This is a genomic window from Flavobacterium okayamense (assembly GCF_019702945.1).
Taxonomy (GTDB): domain Bacteria; phylum Bacteroidota; class Bacteroidia; order Flavobacteriales; family Flavobacteriaceae; genus Flavobacterium; species Flavobacterium okayamense.
Window position 1 is genome coordinate 2,190,736 of record NZ_AP024749.1, and the last position, 15,555, is coordinate 2,206,290.

Annotated in this window: 19 protein-coding genes, 1 other RNA gene and 1 pseudogene; 9 read left to right on the plus strand and 12 right to left on the minus strand. The window is 29.0% G+C overall.

From position 1 onward, the window contains the following. Positions 1 to 38: 38 nt before the first annotated feature. From KK2020170_RS10215 to KK2020170_RS10225, 3 genes and pseudogenes are all read left to right on the plus strand, one after another. A complete protein-coding gene (locus tag KK2020170_RS10215) occupies positions 39 to 1,439 on the plus strand; it encodes a type III PLP-dependent enzyme domain-containing protein (protein ID WP_221258236.1) in 1,401 nt (466 codons plus the stop codon). Between the two features lie 14 nt (positions 1,440 to 1,453). Then, complete coding sequence (locus KK2020170_RS10220; protein WP_221258237.1) at positions 1,454 to 2,425, plus strand: deoxyhypusine synthase family protein; 972 nt, start codon at positions 1,454 to 1,456, stop codon at positions 2,423 to 2,425. A gap of 86 nt (positions 2,426 to 2,511) precedes the next feature. Continuing rightward, positions 2,512 to 2,808 (plus strand): annotated as a pseudogene (locus KK2020170_RS10225) (hypothetical protein); the annotation flags it as partial. A gap of 44 nt (positions 2,809 to 2,852) precedes the next feature. Here KK2020170_RS10225 and KK2020170_RS10230 read toward each other — a convergent pair. From KK2020170_RS10230 to KK2020170_RS10240, 3 genes are read right to left on the minus strand one after another with little or no spacing between them, the layout of a single operon-like run. After that, positions 2,853 to 3,362 carry a DinB family protein gene (locus KK2020170_RS10230; RefSeq protein WP_221258239.1) on the minus strand — a complete coding sequence of 170 codons (510 nt, stop codon included), beginning with the start codon at positions 3,360 to 3,362 and terminating at the stop codon, positions 2,853 to 2,855. Between the two features lie 43 nt (positions 3,363 to 3,405). Next, positions 3,406 to 3,885 carry an Lrp/AsnC family transcriptional regulator gene (locus tag KK2020170_RS10235; protein ID WP_221258240.1) on the minus strand — a complete coding sequence of 160 codons (480 nt, stop codon included), beginning with the start codon at positions 3,883 to 3,885 and terminating at the stop codon, positions 3,406 to 3,408. A gap of 44 nt (positions 3,886 to 3,929) precedes the next feature. Continuing rightward, positions 3,930 to 5,084: a M14 family zinc carboxypeptidase gene (locus KK2020170_RS10240; protein ID WP_221258241.1), complete on the minus strand. Its 1,155-nt coding sequence runs from the start codon at positions 5,082 to 5,084 to the stop codon at positions 3,930 to 3,932. A 290-nt stretch (positions 5,085 to 5,374) separates the two neighbouring features. Here KK2020170_RS10240 and KK2020170_RS10245 point away from each other — a divergent pair, with 290 nt between their 5' ends. After that, complete coding sequence (locus tag KK2020170_RS10245) at positions 5,375 to 5,830, plus strand: helix-turn-helix domain-containing protein (RefSeq protein WP_221258242.1); 456 nt, start codon at positions 5,375 to 5,377, stop codon at positions 5,828 to 5,830. 58 nt (positions 5,831 to 5,888) lie between these two features. Here the strand turns inward: KK2020170_RS10245 and KK2020170_RS10250 are convergent, their stop codons facing one another. Continuing rightward, positions 5,889 to 6,890: an NHL repeat-containing protein gene (locus KK2020170_RS10250; RefSeq protein ID WP_221258243.1), complete on the minus strand. Its 1,002-nt coding sequence runs from the start codon at positions 6,888 to 6,890 to the stop codon at positions 5,889 to 5,891. 75 nt (positions 6,891 to 6,965) lie between these two features. Continuing rightward, positions 6,966 to 7,514, minus strand: a complete 549-nt coding sequence (locus KK2020170_RS10255) for a 1-acyl-sn-glycerol-3-phosphate acyltransferase (RefSeq protein WP_221258244.1) — start codon at positions 7,512 to 7,514, stop codon at positions 6,966 to 6,968. A gap of 55 nt (positions 7,515 to 7,569) precedes the next feature. On the opposite strand from KK2020170_RS10255, the gene KK2020170_RS10260 reads away from it, so the two are divergent. Beyond that, the gene (locus KK2020170_RS10260) at positions 7,570 to 8,232 is read left to right on the plus strand and encodes a spermidine synthase (protein WP_221258245.1); all 663 of its coding nucleotides are present in this window, start codon (positions 7,570 to 7,572) and stop codon (positions 8,230 to 8,232) included. On the opposite strand, the gene KK2020170_RS10265 is transcribed toward KK2020170_RS10260, so the two are convergent. From KK2020170_RS10265 to KK2020170_RS10290, 6 genes are read right to left on the minus strand one after another with little or no spacing between them, the layout of a single operon-like run. Next, positions 8,216 to 8,680, minus strand: a complete 465-nt coding sequence (locus KK2020170_RS10265; RefSeq protein WP_221258246.1) for a hypothetical protein — start codon at positions 8,678 to 8,680, stop codon at positions 8,216 to 8,218. The genes KK2020170_RS10260 and KK2020170_RS10265 overlap by 17 nt on opposite strands. Beyond that, the gene (locus KK2020170_RS10270; protein ID WP_221258247.1) at positions 8,681 to 9,298 is read right to left on the minus strand and encodes a hypothetical protein; all 618 of its coding nucleotides are present in this window, start codon (positions 9,296 to 9,298) and stop codon (positions 8,681 to 8,683) included. Positions 9,299 to 9,302: 4 nt separating this feature from the next. After that, entirely contained in the window at positions 9,303 to 10,034 is a 732-nt protein-coding gene (kdsB, locus tag KK2020170_RS10275) for a 3-deoxy-manno-octulosonate cytidylyltransferase (protein WP_221258248.1), read from the minus strand. After that, entirely contained in the window at positions 10,031 to 10,588 is a 558-nt protein-coding gene (locus tag KK2020170_RS10280; protein ID WP_221258249.1) for a DUF4126 domain-containing protein, read from the minus strand. The genes kdsB and KK2020170_RS10280 overlap by 4 nt, the downstream gene beginning before the upstream one ends. Before the next feature lie 10 nt (positions 10,589 to 10,598). Further along, positions 10,599 to 11,108 carry a hypothetical protein gene (locus tag KK2020170_RS10285; RefSeq protein WP_221258250.1) on the minus strand — a complete coding sequence of 170 codons (510 nt, stop codon included), beginning with the start codon at positions 11,106 to 11,108 and terminating at the stop codon, positions 10,599 to 10,601. A 58-nt stretch (positions 11,109 to 11,166) separates the two neighbouring features. Beyond that, entirely contained in the window at positions 11,167 to 12,594 is a 1,428-nt protein-coding gene (locus KK2020170_RS10290; RefSeq protein WP_221258251.1) for an ATP-dependent DNA helicase, read from the minus strand. Positions 12,595 to 12,712: 118 nt separating this feature from the next. Between KK2020170_RS10290 and KK2020170_RS10295 the strand changes: the two genes are divergently transcribed. From KK2020170_RS10295 to rsmD, 3 genes are read left to right on the plus strand one after another with little or no spacing between them, the layout of a single operon-like run. Further along, entirely contained in the window at positions 12,713 to 13,468 is a 756-nt protein-coding gene (locus KK2020170_RS10295) for a hypothetical protein (protein ID WP_221258252.1), read from the plus strand. Further along, positions 13,452 to 14,264, plus strand: coding sequence for a DUF3822 family protein (locus tag KK2020170_RS10300; RefSeq protein WP_221258253.1), 813 nt, complete (start codon positions 13,452 to 13,454; stop codon positions 14,262 to 14,264). The genes KK2020170_RS10295 and KK2020170_RS10300 overlap by 17 nt, the downstream gene beginning before the upstream one ends. Continuing rightward, a complete protein-coding gene (gene rsmD / locus KK2020170_RS10305) occupies positions 14,261 to 14,863 on the plus strand; it encodes a 16S rRNA (guanine(966)-N(2))-methyltransferase RsmD (protein WP_221258254.1) in 603 nt (200 codons plus the stop codon). The genes KK2020170_RS10300 and rsmD overlap by 4 nt, the downstream gene beginning before the upstream one ends. Here rsmD and rnpB read toward each other — a convergent pair. Continuing rightward, positions 14,862 to 15,168, minus strand: an RNA gene (gene rnpB, locus KK2020170_RS10310) — RNase P RNA component class A. The genes rsmD and rnpB overlap by 2 nt on opposite strands. A gap of 74 nt (positions 15,169 to 15,242) precedes the next feature. Here rnpB and KK2020170_RS10315 point away from each other — a divergent pair. Further along, positions 15,243 to 15,539 (plus strand): hypothetical protein, encoded by a 297-nt coding sequence (locus KK2020170_RS10315; protein ID WP_221258255.1) that lies wholly within the window; start codon positions 15,243 to 15,245, stop codon positions 15,537 to 15,539. The last annotated feature ends 16 nt before the right edge of the window (positions 15,540 to 15,555 follow it).

Below are 15,555 nucleotides of genomic sequence, written 5' to 3' on the forward strand. Positions count from 1 at the left end.
ATTAGCTCTTTTTTTTAATTTTAATTTCAATCGTATTAATGAAAACAAGTTATTCGGATTTAATTAACCAAACTTTTTACTTCCCTCAAGAAGAATTTACTTTAAACAAAGATAATTTACACTTCCATGGAATCGACTTAATGAAACTAGTTGAAGAATATGGAACTCCATTAAAATTCACATATTTACCTAAAATTTCTAAAAACATTCGCCAGGCAAAACTTTGGTTTAGAAATTCTATGGAAAAATTAGACTATGATGCAAACTATTACTATTGCTATTGTACAAAAAGTTCTCATTTTAAATTCGTTTTAGACGAGGCTTTAAAAAACAACATTCACATTGAGACTTCTTCGGCTTTCGATATCAACATTGTTGAAAATTTAATTGAAGAAGGAAAAATTAATAAAAACACTTTTGTTGTTTGTAATGGATTTAAACGTGATGCCTACATTGAAAACATAGCTCGTTTAATCAATAACGGACATAAAAATACGATTCCTGTAATTGATAATTACGAAGAATTAGATTTACTTCAAGAGAAAATCAAGAGTAAAATCAAAATAGGTATTCGTATTGCTGCCGAAGAAGAACCAAAATTCGAATTCTATACTTCTCGTTTAGGAATAGGCTATAAAAACATTGTTCCTTTTTACAGAAAACAAATACAAGAAAATAAGAAAGTCGAGCTTAAAATGCTTCACTTCTTCATTAATACAGGTATTCGCGATACTGCTTACTACTGGAATGAATTATTAAAGTGTATGAAAGTTTACATTGCTTTGAAAAAAGAATGTCCTACACTTGATAGTTTAAATATTGGTGGTGGTTTCCCAATCAAAAACTCATTAGCTTTTGATTACGATTATCAATACATGATTGAAGAGATATTAAATCAAATTAAAATTGCTTGTGACGAAGCTGAAGTTGATGTTCCAAATATCTTTACAGAATTTGGTTCGTTTACAGTTGGAGAATCTGGAGGAGCAGTTTATGAAGTTTTATATCAAAAACAACAAAATGATAGAGAGAATTGGAATATGATTGACTCTTCTTTCATTACTACACTTCCTGATACATGGGCAATTAATAAACGCTTTGTAATGTTAGCTGTAAATCGCTGGAATGATACTTACGAAAGAGTTTTACTGGGTGGATTGACTTGTGATTCTGATGATTACTACAATTCTGAACAACACATGAATGCAGTTTATTTACCAAAATACAACAAAGAAAAACCTTTATATATTGGCTTCTTCAACACAGGAGCCTACCAAGAAACGATTGGTGGTTTTGGAGGATTACACCACTGTTTAATTCCGCAACCAAAACACATCTTAATAGATAGAGACAAAAACGGTATTTTAGCAACAGAAGTTTTCTCTGAGCAACAAAGTGCTGATCAAGTTTTAAATATTTTAGGTTACAATAAAAAATAATAATAGAAAAGAAAATGAAAGGACCAATTAGTCAATTTGTAGAAAAACATTATTTACATTTTAACGCTGCTGCTTTAGTTGATGCCGCAAAAGGATACGAAGAGCATTTATTAGACAACGGTAAAATGATGGTAACTTTAGCTGGAGCCATGTCAACAGCTGAATTAGGAAAATCATTAGCAGAAATGATTCGTCAAGATAAAATTCACATTATTTCTTGTACAGGAGCAAACTTAGAAGAAGACATTATGAACTTAGTAGCTCATAATTCATATAAAAGAGTTCCTAATTACAGAGATTTATCACCACAAGAAGAATGGGATTTATTAGAAAACCATTATAATCGTGTAACAGATACTTGTATTCCTGAAGAAGAAGCTTTTAGAAGATTACAATCTCATTTATTTGATATTTGGAATAAAGCTGACAAATCAGGAGAAAGATATTTTCCGCATGAATTTATGTACCAAATGATTAATTCTGGAGTTTTAGAGCAATATTACGAAATTGACCCTAAAGATTCTTGGATGGTTGCTGCAGCTGAGAAAAACTTACCAATTGTAGTCCCAGGATGGGAAGATAGTACAATGGGTAATATTTTTGCTTCTTACTGTATTAAACAAGAATTCAAAGCTACTACAATGAAAAGTGGCGTTGAATACATGATGTGGTTAGCAGATTGGTACAAAGATAATTGTGCAGGAAAAGGTATTGGTTTCTTTCAAATTGGTGGAGGTATCGCTGGAGACTTCCCTATTTGTGTTGTGCCAATGTTATATCAAGATATGGAAATGCATGATGTTCCATTTTGGGCATATTTCTGCCAAATTTCCGATTCTACAACAAGTTATGGTTCGTATTCAGGAGCAGTTCCTAATGAAAAAATCACTTGGGGTAAATTAGATATCACAACACCGAAATTCATTGTAGAATCAGATGCTACTATCGTTGCACCGCTGATTTTTGCTTATATTTTAGGTTGGTAAAATTTTTCAAAAATTTTTCAAAAAATATTTGATTATATCGTTTTGGATATTACATTTGACAAAAATACAAGACTAAAAACAACCCAATGAAAAGAGTAATTGTTGATTACGCAAAATTAACAAATGAAATCTTAACACTACTAGTTGAGAAATTTCCTGATGGCTATGATGAATCTGACATCATTCGTTTTAAAAACGCTAAAAATGAGTCGATTGAAGCAGTTGAAGTTCGCACAGAAGACACAATCTATCTAGTTAAAGTAAGTACTAAACTTGCCGATAGAATTGAAAACTACGATGAAGATGACATCGATGAAACTGGAGATGACGATTCATTAGATGCTTTGAAAGATCTGGAAATTGCTGATGAATCTGAAGAAGATTAATCGTAAAATATAAAAAAGGTATGCACTGCATACCTTTTTTATTATAAATATCTTTCTTTTATTATTTGCATATGATGCAAATAATGTCCTAAAGTCATATAAGCAAGTGCTCTTACAGAAACAGAACAATCAGAAGCAATACCTACCCTTTTCAATTGTACATCATCGAAGGATTTATACATTAAAAATGTAGACTTTCGTACAGATTTAAATTCTTCAATTAAATCGTCAATTTCTCTTAAGTTTGCATTTGCTTCTTCAACATAATCGTTTTCTTCAAATCCCGGAAATTCTGTTTTGTCATTACGAGCAATACACAATCCTCGATAAGCAAAAATTCTTTCGGCATCTATTAGATGTAATAAAATATCTTTAGGAGTCCACTTACCTTCTGCATATCTAAATTCTAATTTTTCAGTTGGAAAATTATTAAAAAAAGAAATAATTTCTTTTTCATTGTCTATTAATCCTTCTAAAATAGAATTGTATTGCTGAGCCTTTTTAATATATAGCTCATAATAAGGCGCAAATTCGTTTTCGTTTAAAATCATAATCTAAAAAGTAAAAAATCCCGAATAAATCGGGATTTTAATATTACATTTCTTTAAAAATTGTATGCATTAAGCGTTTTTTATCATTTATGCTTTCTTCAAGAGATATCATAGTTTCAGTTCTATATACTCCATCAATATCATCAATCATAAAGATTACTTCTTTTGCATGTTTAGTATCGCGGGCTCTAATTTTACAAAAGATATTAAACTTACCTGTTGTTACGTGTGCAACTGTTACATAAGGAATATCAGCAATTCTCTCTAAAACAAATTTAGTTTGAGAAGTATTGTGTAAAAACACCCCAACATAAGCAATGAAAGAATAACCTAATTTTTCATAATCTAATGTTAAAGACGAACCTTGAATAATTCCAGCATCTTCCATCTTTTTCACACGTACGTGAACTGTTCCAGCAGAAATTAAAAGTTTTTTAGCAATATCTGTAAAAGGAACACGTGTATTATCAATTAACATGTCCAAAATTTGATGATCAACTTCATCTAATCTAAACTTACTCATATAAAGTACTTAAAATTTATTTCAATAATTAAAACTCAAAAATATTAAAATAATTGTAAACCGTTACGGAATTTTAACATTTTATTTAAAGAAAAGTCAGCTTTTTTGCCAATTATAGGTTTTTTTCCAAATTCAGAGTCAAAATCAAAACCTTTCCCATCTATTACAGTATGTCCAAAAAAATCTTCTAAACCGTTTACTTCAGAAATTTCCGCAGTAAACTCAATTTTCGAATCATTTAATACTTCTCTGTATTGAGCAGCAAAATTAATTAATTTCTCACTATTATCATCAAATATTTTGATATTTTTATAAATAAAGTCTCTAAAATTGGATTTATTTTGAGGAATTTTCAAATATTCATCTAATTCATTATCAACTACAACGTTTTCGTAAATTGAAGAAATTCCTACAAAAAGTGAAATAAAAACAAATTTTCTAACTTCTTCCCTATTGTAATCATTTTGAAAATGTCCAGCTTCAAATAAAACTGTCGGTATATTCAAAGTTGTTAAGTAATCGCCTATACAATTGTCGTTAAACGAATCATCAAATCTTCCTACTTGATTAGGAATGTATTGCTGTAATTTTGTATTTACACTGTTAATAACAGCAACAGCTTTCATTCTAACATTATTATATGTTCTTTCTTCGTTAAAAGCTGGAGACAAAAAAGACATGGTAGCTGGCAAGCCAGTTGAATCAGTTCCAAAAATTGTTCTTTGATCGTGTAAATTAAAACAATAGTCAGGTTTAAAATCAAGATATGTATCCCTTAATATAAGACTCTCTGGCTGAGTTTGCTGTTTTGCATCTCGATTTAAGTCAATTTCATTAGCATTAAACCTAGTATACATAGCTGCGCCATCTGGATTTAAAATTGGAATACATAACAAAGTATATTTTTCTTTAAAATCATTTGCCTTTTCTTTATTAAGATTTAAATAATTTAAGAAATCTATAAGTCCTTTAGTAGTTGTTGATTCATTTCCATGCATTTGAGACCACATAAATATCTTAATATCACCATTACCAAATCTCACACTCTTTATAGTTTTTCCTTGAACAGATTTTCCTAATTCAGAAATTACAAAATTAGAATTAAGCGTATTTAAAAACTCAAAGACCATTTCATTTGTCACATATCTACCTTGTATAGGTTTGTAAATATATTGTGTAGCTTTATGCAATAAATCCATATATTATTAATTTGATTACAAATGTAAACAACTTAATTTTTACATCTGTAAACACTTTAATTTATTAAATAAATTACAAGTGTAAACATCTTACATCTCTTGAGTATCTGTTAATATTTACATTGCTAAACAAATTTAAATATAAATTTTAAATTTATGTATTTCAGTATTTTAGCAAGTATTAACTAAAGTGTCAATTTATTACATATTCTTTTATTTACAAATGTAAACTTGTTTATTTTTACTTATTTGATTACATTTGTAACATTATTTATTTTAATAAAATTACAATGTTAAACACTGATGATTTTACATTAAAGCTTCAAACTATATTAGATTATTATGGTCTAACAGCTTCTGCTTTTGCTGATAAAATAGGTGTGCAACGTTCTAGTCTTTCTCACCTACTCTCTGGAAGAAATAAACCAAGTTTAGAATTTGTATTAAAAATTTCTGAGGTTTTTAAAGAAGTAGATTTATATTGGTTACTTCAAGGAAAAGGAGAATTTCCTAAAAATGAAGATAATAATATTTATCCTGAAATAATTAATGAGAAAAATAAGAGTTTTGATTTATTTCAAGAGGAAAAACCTAAAGACTCAGAAAGCAGTTTTATAAAAGATACTCAATTACATACAGCAAGTACTGAAGAATCTAAAATATTAGAAAATACAAATGAATCAATAGATAAAATTGTAATCTTTTACAGTAATGGAACTTTTAAATCATATAATCCAAAAAAATAAGGCGCTTATTAGCGCCTTATTCACAAAAAAAATCAACTAATTCAAAAAACAACTTGAGTTATTCTCTAATTAAATAAATACCAGCTACCCCTGGCTCATCTCTAGAAGCTTCTGGAGCTGTATCACCACTTCCTGTTGGAAAATTAAAAGTTAATACTTTTCCTCCTCCATTAGCTCTTTCAGCTACATAAATTTTGTTTGTTTGATAGTCGTAAGCAACGTCTACTGGATTTCCAAGTGTACTATTTGGTCCGTATATTCTTATTTGGTTACTCATAGCAATTGTTCCCATATTTGCAGTTGAACCAAATACACTTGAAAAATTATTTATAACAATAACGCCTCCATCAGTTGCACTTGCTGCATCAGCAACATCTGTAAGGATCATAACATTATCCATTGTAGAATGTGTAATACCATGTGTTCTTGTTAATCCTTCTATAGTAACTCGTTTTGTAGGTGTAATTGTTCCACTTGAATTATTAAAAAAGTTACTGAAATAAACTAAATCACTTGTAAGATCAGCGATTGCATATAAATCATTTCCTTCAACGTGTATTCCCCATAATTTAAAATCAACTGTGTAATCGTTAAGTAAGGTATACCCATTTGACATTTTTTGATATACAAATAACTTATTTGTATTGGAATTTGAAGCTGCTTGATCTTGAGTAACTATGACTTTATCTCCCATTACTGCAATCTCTCTAGCATTAGTAAAGTCTAAATTTGAACTAAAATTAGCCAACATCAAATTATCAGTGTTTGTACTTAATGAGTTTTCTAAATTTGAATACGTTTCCAGTCTATTATTAGTTCTCGAAGCAAGGATAATTTCTTTAGTTGAATTGTTTAAATAAATCCCATCGCTATCTACGCCTGAAACAGTTAATGAAGAAAACATTTGATTTGTTGAAGACAAATCTTGATAGGTAATTTTACCCGAAGTGTTGCTACTAGTAACTAGTTTAGCAATTGTTGTTTGAGATGAACTATTATCATCATCCGAACATGAAACAAGGAAAAGCGATGCTGCTCCTAATAAAATTAAATTTCTCATAAATTATTTTTTTAACATTAGTTAAAATCATTTACGAGATTTATTTTTTTTTGGATTTATTTTTTTAATTTTTTTTTAAAAAAAAGAATTTTCAGCATTTTTCCCTTTAATACCTCTAAACAATCTTTGAAGAAATTCAAAATCTTCTTCCTTGTTTGATGTAGGATAAAAAGGTTCAAATAATTTTACTTCTTTATGTTCGTAATCAAATGCAACTGGATAAATTGGCACGTTAGCTTTTAAGGCTATATAATAAAATCCTGTTTTCCATTCTTTTACTTTTTTACGTGTCCCTTCAGGGGCAATAGCTAAACGAAATTCTTCTTTCTCTTCAAAAATTGCGGCAATTGCATCTACTTTATTTTCGTGTTTACTTCTGTCTAATGGAGCGCCACCAACCCATTTAAAATAATAACCAAATGGAAATGTAAAAAGTTCTTTTTTTCCAACAAAATTCATTTGTAAACCTAATATTCCTCTTGTAAAAAGGCCAACAAAAAAATCATACCAACTTGTGTGTGGTACAACTATAATGACACACTTCTTTATATCTGCAGACATTTCGCCTGTAATTTTCCAACCTAAGAGTTTAAAAAAGATTAGTTTGTATAGAAACTTTTTCATCTACTAAAATTTCCTCAAAAATAGCATTATATTTACGAATACAAAGTTTTGATGAATGTTTAAGAAGTATTTAAGCTATATTTTACCCATAAAAATCTACCAAAAGAAATCTAACGTTAGTAAAAATCTGGAAGTTACCTGGAATAATGGTCAATTGGTTTTAGATTCTGAAAACACCAACTATTCTTTTGGGAGTTTACAGCGAATTTTACGTAAAGGATTGAAATATATAGGGTTTAAAAGAATTCAAAATTTTGATTCGGTTTTAGTTCTAGGTGTAGCTGGTGGAAGTGTAATTAAAACTTTGGTAGAAGAAGTAAAATTTACTGGAAAAATTACTGGTGTTGAAATCGATGAAGAAGTTGTAAAAATTGCCAAATCTTACTTCAAATTAAATGAAATTCCGAATTTGGAATTGGTAATTGATGATGCTTTTGAATTTGTTTTAAAAACCAAAGAAAAGTACGATTTAATTATCATCGATATTTTTCAAGATACGACTATGCCTAACTTTTTATTTGAAGATTTCTTTATAAAAAGAATTAACTTTTTACTTAAAGTGAATGGTTTTATCTTATTTAATACTATGGTTTTAGGTTTTCAAGACAGAAGACGAAACGCCATTTATAAAAGTAAGTTTGATCAAAATTATTCGGTTAGAATGTACCCTAAAATTGAAGTTCATAACGAACTTTTTACCATTAAGAAATTAGCTTAGTCTCTTTAGAGTAATATAAAATTAATAACGCAGCAATTAAATATTTTATAATTCCAATTATATTTTCAAATTGAAATTTTATAAATAAATTATCAACCGTATCATAATATTTTGAAAAACTCAAACCTAAATTTTCAATCATATATTCATAAAAAAAGTATGAATAAAGGAATTGTAATATTTGGATTATGAAATAAGAAATAATTAGAACAAAAAATGTCTTTTTACTCGAAAGTTTATTTAAATTTTTAATAGAGTAATATAAAAGTATTAAAAAAATAATTAAATAAAAAAAATTTGAAATCACAATATTTAAAGCTGCATCAATATTAAATATCATCATTAAATCTTTAACAATCATATACAAAGTATAACAAATACTTGCTGTTGTTAACCATGTAAATATAGCCGTCCCAAAAAATAAAATCCTTGATTTTTGTGTTTCCATTTAGACAAGATTCTTCTTTAAGTCTGAAATTTCTCTGTTTTCTTCATCAATAATTAACTCGTAATCTTTAATGATTTCTTTATTGGTTACAATTACTTTAGAAATCACTTCATCGCTTTCTTTTAACTTTTTTGTCAATTTTGAAATATACCAAAGAAAACCAGCCAAACATAATAAAATGAAAGCTATAATTCTGATACTAAAATGTGCATTTTTTACAGCTATTTCGGTAATTGCATCGTCAATATTTCGTTCTAAAGTTTTAATATTATAGTTTGAATTTCCTTGAGCTTCTTTAAAACTTATTTCTAAAGCTTTACTCGTTTCATTTTGGTATTGCGTTTTAAAATCTTCTACAAAATCACTTTTGTATTTACTTGAATTTAAGAACAATAAATCGGGATAAACTAAACCTATAATTCCTGTTAGTAGTAAAATTACCGTTACAAACAACAAAAAGAATCGCTTAATATTATAGAAAGCAGTTTGCATTGTTCTGGCCAACTTCGATTTTGAAATTTCACTTTCTAAATCAACTAAAGATTGTTTTTTAGTTTGTAAAACTGCTACTCTATCTTCTTTATAGCCAATTAGGTTTTTTAATTCTTCTTGTGTCATAATTTTAGTTTTTGAGTAATTCTCTAGCTTTTTCTAAATCTTCAGGTGTATCAATTCCTATGCTTCCGTGTGAAGTTTCAATCATTCGAATTCGTTTTCCGTATTCTAAATAACGAAGTTGTTCTAATTTTTCAGAAGCTTCTAAAGACAACATTGGTAAACGATAGAAATCCATCAGTGCTTCTTTCCTAAACGCATAAATACCAATGTGTTTCATATAGCGAACACCAACATTTTCTTCTCTTGGAAACGGAATTACAGAACGCGAAAAGTATAAAGCAAACCCTTGTTGGTCGACAATTACCTTAACATTATTAGGGTTTGAAATTTCGTCTTTTTCAGTTATTTGAAACATTAACGAAGCTAAATCGACTTTCTTTTCATTATCATTTTTAAAAACTTGAACCAATTGACTTAGAGCTTCTTTATTAATAAAAGGTTCGTCGCCTTGAACATTAACCACAACATCAACATTCATATTTTCAACTGCTTCCGCTATTCTATCGCTTCCACTTTCATGCTCTTTTATGCTCATGATTGCTTTTCCACCATTCGATTCAATTTCGTTAAAAATCAAATTCGAATCGGTAACCACAAAAACATCATCAAATAGTTTGGTTGCCAAAGCAGCTTCGTAAGTTCTCACAATAACTGACTTTCCACCTAAATCTTGTAATAATTTAGCAGGAAAACGTGTTGATGCATAACGAGCGGGAATTACAGCGATAATGTTCATCGTCCAAAAACTTTTTTAAATAATTTTATTCCTACAAAGAAAATAAACAAAACAATTAAAAATGCGGCAACTGGTAAAAATATTGATGTTACTGAAACAAAAGATGCTGTTGCAGTTTCTGTTGTTGAAACTATTGGATTGGCTAAGCCTCCAGTTGTAGCAGTTGAAGCTAATCGCGTTTTAGCAGTTGCAGTATTTAATGCTGCGGCAGTTCCACCTCCAGCAATTATGGCCAATCCCCAAGTTAACATAGGATCTAAATCGACCAAAGTTGATGCCATTACGATTGTACCTGCAATACTTGCTAACGGAATAGCAATTGAATCGAGTAAATTATCGACAAATGGAATATAATATGCAAATATTTCAACAACTGTTGCAATGCCTAAACAAATCATAGCAGCTTGACTACCTATCCAAGTAAACGATTCTCCAACAGGAACATATCCGTAGTGTGTAGCTAAACTCAGTACAAAAAGCGGAACAAAAACACGAAAACCAGCCGAAGCCGCTAATCCTATTCCAAGACAAATGCTAATAATGGTTTCTATCATTTCGTAAAATTTAAACAGTTTTATTTTTTAGCTTTTGAATACTTAATTTTTGGAAAAAATTATATTTATGTTTTGCATTTAGCCTTATAATAATATCTTCAGCTTTTTTTTGAATAGTTAAGCTTTTATCATTTAGTGCTTTTGACAATACTTCTTTTGTAATTTTTCTTGGAGGCTCATTAAGTAAAACAGTTAATATACGGAATCTATTTTTATAATCTTTATTATTAATAAGTTTATAGAATAATTGCTCAACTTCTTTAAATTTAAAAGAATAATGTGAAACATATTTTCCAGCTTGATAAAAAAAGACCTCTTCCCAAGAGTTTTTTATACCATTTTCTAATATTTTTAAATCCTCTTCAGTTATCCTATTTTCTTTTTCAATTTTTTCAACACAATTTAAAATAATTAAAATTTCTTCTTTATGTTTTAAATAAATGTGCTTTAAGTCACTATTTATATAATGCTTTTCTATTTTTTCAATCTCACTTTTCGCACTAAAAAAAATATAATTCATAACTTTTTTTATAATCCAAATCTTTTAATTTTAAACAATTTCAATTAAATGTAAAATATTATTCATTCAAAAAGAAATCATCCTTAAATCCAATTAAATACAACTTTTCCTTTGCACGCGTTACGGCTGTGTACAACCAACGAATATAATCAATATCTATACCATTTGGTAAATAGGGTTGTTCAATAAAAACGGTATGCCACTGCCCTCCTTGCGATTTGTGACACGTCATCGCATAAGAAAATTTCACCTGTAAAGCGTTAAAATGCGGACTATTCTTAACTTTTAAAAATTTGCGGTATTGGTGTTTTTCGTCTTCAAAATCTTTCATGACTTCGTTATATAACTGATTCGATTCGTCATACGTTAACGAGGGTGATTCGCTTGTAAGTGTATCTAACAATAAAACCGTTTCAAAAGAAGGTTGGTTAGGGTAATCGACCATTTTTACGGTTACTGTAGCAAATTTGAATCCGTATAATTCTAAAATGTTTTTAATGCGCTGTACTTCAATAATATCGCCATTTGCTATAAAACCAGCTTCAGAGTTTTCTTTTAGCCAGAAATAATTATTCTTAACAACCATTAATAAATCTCCAACTGATAATTCACTTTCTCGATCTAAAATTTTAGTACGAATTTGTTGGTTATATTGATTGGCTCTTTTATTCGAACGAACAATAAAAGTAGTTTCTTCAGGACCATATTGTCGGAACGAATCATGAATCGCATCAAGAATATCATAACTATCTTGCAGTCGAACAATATCTTTAAACGGATTTAACTTGAATTGAAATTCCGTTATAAAATTAGACTTTAAAACTTCTCTTAATTCGGTTGCATTAAATAAAATCCCAGACTCTTCAGCTTGTCGCATAACTTCATCTAATTCAATATGCTGAACATCTTTATTGAAGTGTAATCCCATTGAATTAATATCTAAAGCAGGACTTTCATCCATTCCAACTGGTGGTAACTGTGCTGTATCTCCAATAAATATAAGCTTACAATTTTGACCAGAATCTACATAATACATTAAATCATCTAATAAAGACCCATATTGATACATTTTAGCATCTTGACTAGAATCGGAAATCATTGAAGACTCATCAACGATGAAGATTGTATTTTTAAATTTGTTTTGTTGTAAAGTAAAAGACACACCACCCGATTTATTTTTTTTTGGAAAATAAATTCTCTTGTGTACCGTAAATGCAGGTTTACTTGAATAATTACTAATTACTTTCGCAGCTCTTCCCGTTGGTGCTAACAATATATATTTTTTATTTACGTTTTGTAAATAATTGACCAATGTTGAGATTATTGTTGTTTTACCAGTTCCGGCATAACCTTTGAGTATAAAAATTTCTGAAGTATTGTTATTTGTAACAAATTCTGAAATTTTTTGAAAGAATATATCTTGTTTTAAGGTTGGTTCAAATGGAAAATTTTGACGTAAAGTTTTGTAAAACAGCGCTGAACTCATTTATAAAAATATTGGCTTATAGATTTTTTCAAAGATACTGATGATTTTTATAAGAATTTCTTTTAAGAAGAAAAAAAAATTGTAGATTTGCGTACCTAATCATTAAAAATTAAAATAAATGATACTTGTTATTGTAGCAGTTATTCTTATTGCACTTGCAACTTTTGGGATTGTTAAGTTAATTGATAAATTTTTACCAGATTCAGCGAGACCTATTGTCTCTATTGTTTTATGGTTAGTAAGTATTGGAATTGCTTATATGATCTATGCTTCTGTAATGAAGCCAATCGAATTCAAACAAGAAAAAGAAAGACGTTACGAGGTTGCTGTTAGCAAAATGTTAGACATTAAAAAAGCTCAAATGGGCTATAAAACTGTTCACAAAGATTTTGCAGATTCATTTGATAAATTAGTTCAGTTTATAGAAAATGAAAAATTCGCAATTATTTCAAGAAAAGATACTGCTGTTATTGATGCCTCAAAAAACATCGCTTTTGGTATTGCTGCAGATTCTAAAGAAGGTTTCTACAAAGACATCGTAATTATTGATACTTTAGGGTATGTTACTGTTAAAGATTCTCTATTTAGAAATTCTGACAGATACAAAAGATTAAATGTAGTTAAAGTTGGTAATACTGAAATTCCTGTAACTTTAGAGGCGAGTTCAATTGTTCGTAACGATACAAAAGTTCCTGTATTTAAAGCAGAAATTGACAAGAATGCTTTATTAGCTGATTTAGATCAAGAATTAGTAGAACAAGAAAATAAAGTTGAATCAATCGATGAAATTAACGGCGACAAAATTACTTTAGGTTCATTAGAAGAAGCTGTAGTAACTGGTAACTGGCCAAAAAAATATGGTAGTAACGAATAACGATATTACTCAAAAAAATTACAAAAAGTTGTCCATTCAGGTTTCCTTGAGTGGACTTTCTTTTTGTGTTTTCGACTTACTATCAAATCATATTGTTTCATTACAAAAAATAACTTTCCCTCAAAGTCAAGTCATTGAAGAACAGTTGTGGAAAGTCTTTTCAGAATTCCCTCTTTTAAATGAAAAGTATGATGAAGTTCTTGTTATTCATGAGAATTCATTAAATACATTTGTTCCACAATCTTTGTTTGACGAAAATTTCTTAGGGAGTTATTTACAATACAATATCAAAGTTTTTGAATCTGACTTATTTGCATACGATAAATTAACTAAACAAGAAATTAATAATGTATATGTACCTTATGTAAACATTAATAATTTTTTATTAGATCAATTTGCAAGTTTCGATTATGTACACTCTTCTACTCTTTTAGTCGATACAATTTTAAACATTTCAAAATATGTTTTTGAAAAACAAGTATTTATTCATAATCAAGAAAAGCATTTTGAAATTGTAGTTGTTCAAGGCGGAAACTTGATTTTTTATAATTCATTTGAACCTACAACTCCTGAAGATTTTATTTATTATACTTTATTTACTTTTGAACAGCTTCAACTTAATCCAGAGAATTCTAAAGTGAATTTTACTGGTATTATTACAGAAGATCATGACTATTTTAAAATTGCTTATAAATATATTAGAAATTGTATTATTTGTGATGTTCAGGCATTTGCAGATAAATTTCATATTTCAAAAAATCAATCGTTAGAAAATTTTATTCTTATAAATTCATGAGAATTATATCTGGAAAATATAAAGGAAGAAGAATTATAGCGCCCAAAAAGCTACCTGTTCGTCCTACAACTGATTTAGCTAAAGAATCATTATTTAACGTTTTAAATAATCACTTTAACTTTTCTGGATTAAAAATACTTGATTTATTTGCCGGAACTGGAAATATAAGCTATGAGTTTGCTTCTCGAGGTTCAGAACCAATAACAAGTGTTGATGCTGATTTTGGTTGTATCAACTTCATTAAAAAAACAGCTACAGAATTTGATTTCGACATAACCACCATTAAAAGCGATGTTTTTAAGTTTTTAGAGCGTTGTAATACATCTTATGATATTGTTTTTGCAGATCCACCCTATCATTTGTCTCAAGAACAATTTGAAAGTATCGTAACTTTAATTTTAAAAAATGAAATTCTAGATCACGAAGGAATGTTAATTGTTGAGCATTCAAAAGAAACCAAACTTGAACATTTAGAAAATTTTTCTTTTGCTAAACATTATGGTGGAACCACTTTTTCCTTCTTTGAATTTGAATTCGATGAAGAAGAAGACATAGAAGATGATTCTGAAGAAGACTTCGACGATAGCGAAGAAGATTAAAAAAAGCAGACCTGTAAGCCGGATTCTGTCTTCAATAAATTGAAGCCTTATCATTTATCTAGTTCCGCAATTACTCACGGAATCCATCTGCCTACCCCTCAGCATTGAACGAGCAGCTCTTAATTGCTGATATACATGGCATTTCATCGCATAGAGTTTACCTGGTTTCACTACAGCATTACCTGTACATACTTTCTGTTGCACTTGTCCTCGCCTTCCGACGGACGGGCGTTACCCGTTATGCTTGCTCTATGATGTCCGGACTTTCCTCTCCTCTTTCGAGCAGCGATAAGGCGGTCTGCGGTACAAAAGTACTATAGTTTAACTTTTAATAAACTATAAATTGTGTATTTTTTCTTAACTTTAAAGAAAAAGTATCATGAAAATCAAGTATCATTATGCTTCTGTCTCGCAAGCACTGACAGAATTAAAAGAAAAAGGATTTGATTATGATTATAATTTGAATGAAAATGAAATCCTAATGGATCCTGATAATTATATAATTCATCATATTTATAGATACGAAGGCAATACCAATCCTGATGATGAAGCGATTGTTTATGGAATTTCTTCATTTGATGATAAAAAAGGTGTTTTTGTAGCAGGTTATTCCGCTAATTCAAGTTCAGAAGTATATAAAGTATTTCAACGTATAATGTCTAGAGATATTGATTAAGTAAATTGTGAATAAC

Coding starts and splice junctions, on each gene's coding strand:
- KK2020170_RS10215 (WP_221258236.1), top strand. CDS start 39: ATGAAAACAAGTTATTCGGATTTAATTAACCAAACTTTTTACTTCCCT.
- KK2020170_RS10220 (WP_221258237.1), top strand. CDS start 1,454: ATGAAAGGACCAATTAGTCAATTTGTAGAAAAACATTATTTACATTTT.
- KK2020170_RS10230 (WP_221258239.1), bottom strand. CDS start 3,362: ATGATTTTAAACGAAAACGAATTTGCGCCTTATTATGAGCTATATATT.
- KK2020170_RS10235 (WP_221258240.1), bottom strand. CDS start 3,885: ATGAGTAAGTTTAGATTAGATGAAGTTGATCATCAAATTTTGGACATG.
- KK2020170_RS10240 (WP_221258241.1), bottom strand. CDS start 5,084: ATGGATTTATTGCATAAAGCTACACAATATATTTACAAACCTATACAA.
- KK2020170_RS10245 (WP_221258242.1), top strand. CDS start 5,375: ATGTTAAACACTGATGATTTTACATTAAAGCTTCAAACTATATTAGAT.
- KK2020170_RS10250 (WP_221258243.1), bottom strand. CDS start 6,890: ATGAGAAATTTAATTTTATTAGGAGCAGCATCGCTTTTCCTTGTTTCA.
- KK2020170_RS10255 (WP_221258244.1), bottom strand. CDS start 7,514: ATGAAAAAGTTTCTATACAAACTAATCTTTTTTAAACTCTTAGGTTGG.
- KK2020170_RS10260 (WP_221258245.1), top strand. CDS start 7,570: ATGTTTAAGAAGTATTTAAGCTATATTTTACCCATAAAAATCTACCAA.
- KK2020170_RS10265 (WP_221258246.1), bottom strand. CDS start 8,680: ATGGAAACACAAAAATCAAGGATTTTATTTTTTGGGACGGCTATATTT.
- KK2020170_RS10270 (WP_221258247.1), bottom strand. CDS start 9,298: ATGACACAAGAAGAATTAAAAAACCTAATTGGCTATAAAGAAGATAGA.
- kdsB (WP_221258248.1), bottom strand. CDS start 10,034: ATGAACATTATCGCTGTAATTCCCGCTCGTTATGCATCAACACGTTTT.
- KK2020170_RS10280 (WP_221258249.1), bottom strand. CDS start 10,588: ATGATAGAAACCATTATTAGCATTTGTCTTGGAATAGGATTAGCGGCT.
- KK2020170_RS10285 (WP_221258250.1), bottom strand. CDS start 11,108: ATGAATTATATTTTTTTTAGTGCGAAAAGTGAGATTGAAAAAATAGAA.
- KK2020170_RS10290 (WP_221258251.1), bottom strand. CDS start 12,594: ATGAGTTCAGCGCTGTTTTACAAAACTTTACGTCAAAATTTTCCATTT.
- KK2020170_RS10295 (WP_221258252.1), top strand. CDS start 12,713: ATGATACTTGTTATTGTAGCAGTTATTCTTATTGCACTTGCAACTTTT.
- KK2020170_RS10300 (WP_221258253.1), top strand. CDS start 13,452: ATGGTAGTAACGAATAACGATATTACTCAAAAAAATTACAAAAAGTTG.
- rsmD (WP_221258254.1), top strand. CDS start 14,261: ATGAGAATTATATCTGGAAAATATAAAGGAAGAAGAATTATAGCGCCC.
- KK2020170_RS10315 (WP_221258255.1), top strand. CDS start 15,243: ATGAAAATCAAGTATCATTATGCTTCTGTCTCGCAAGCACTGACAGAA.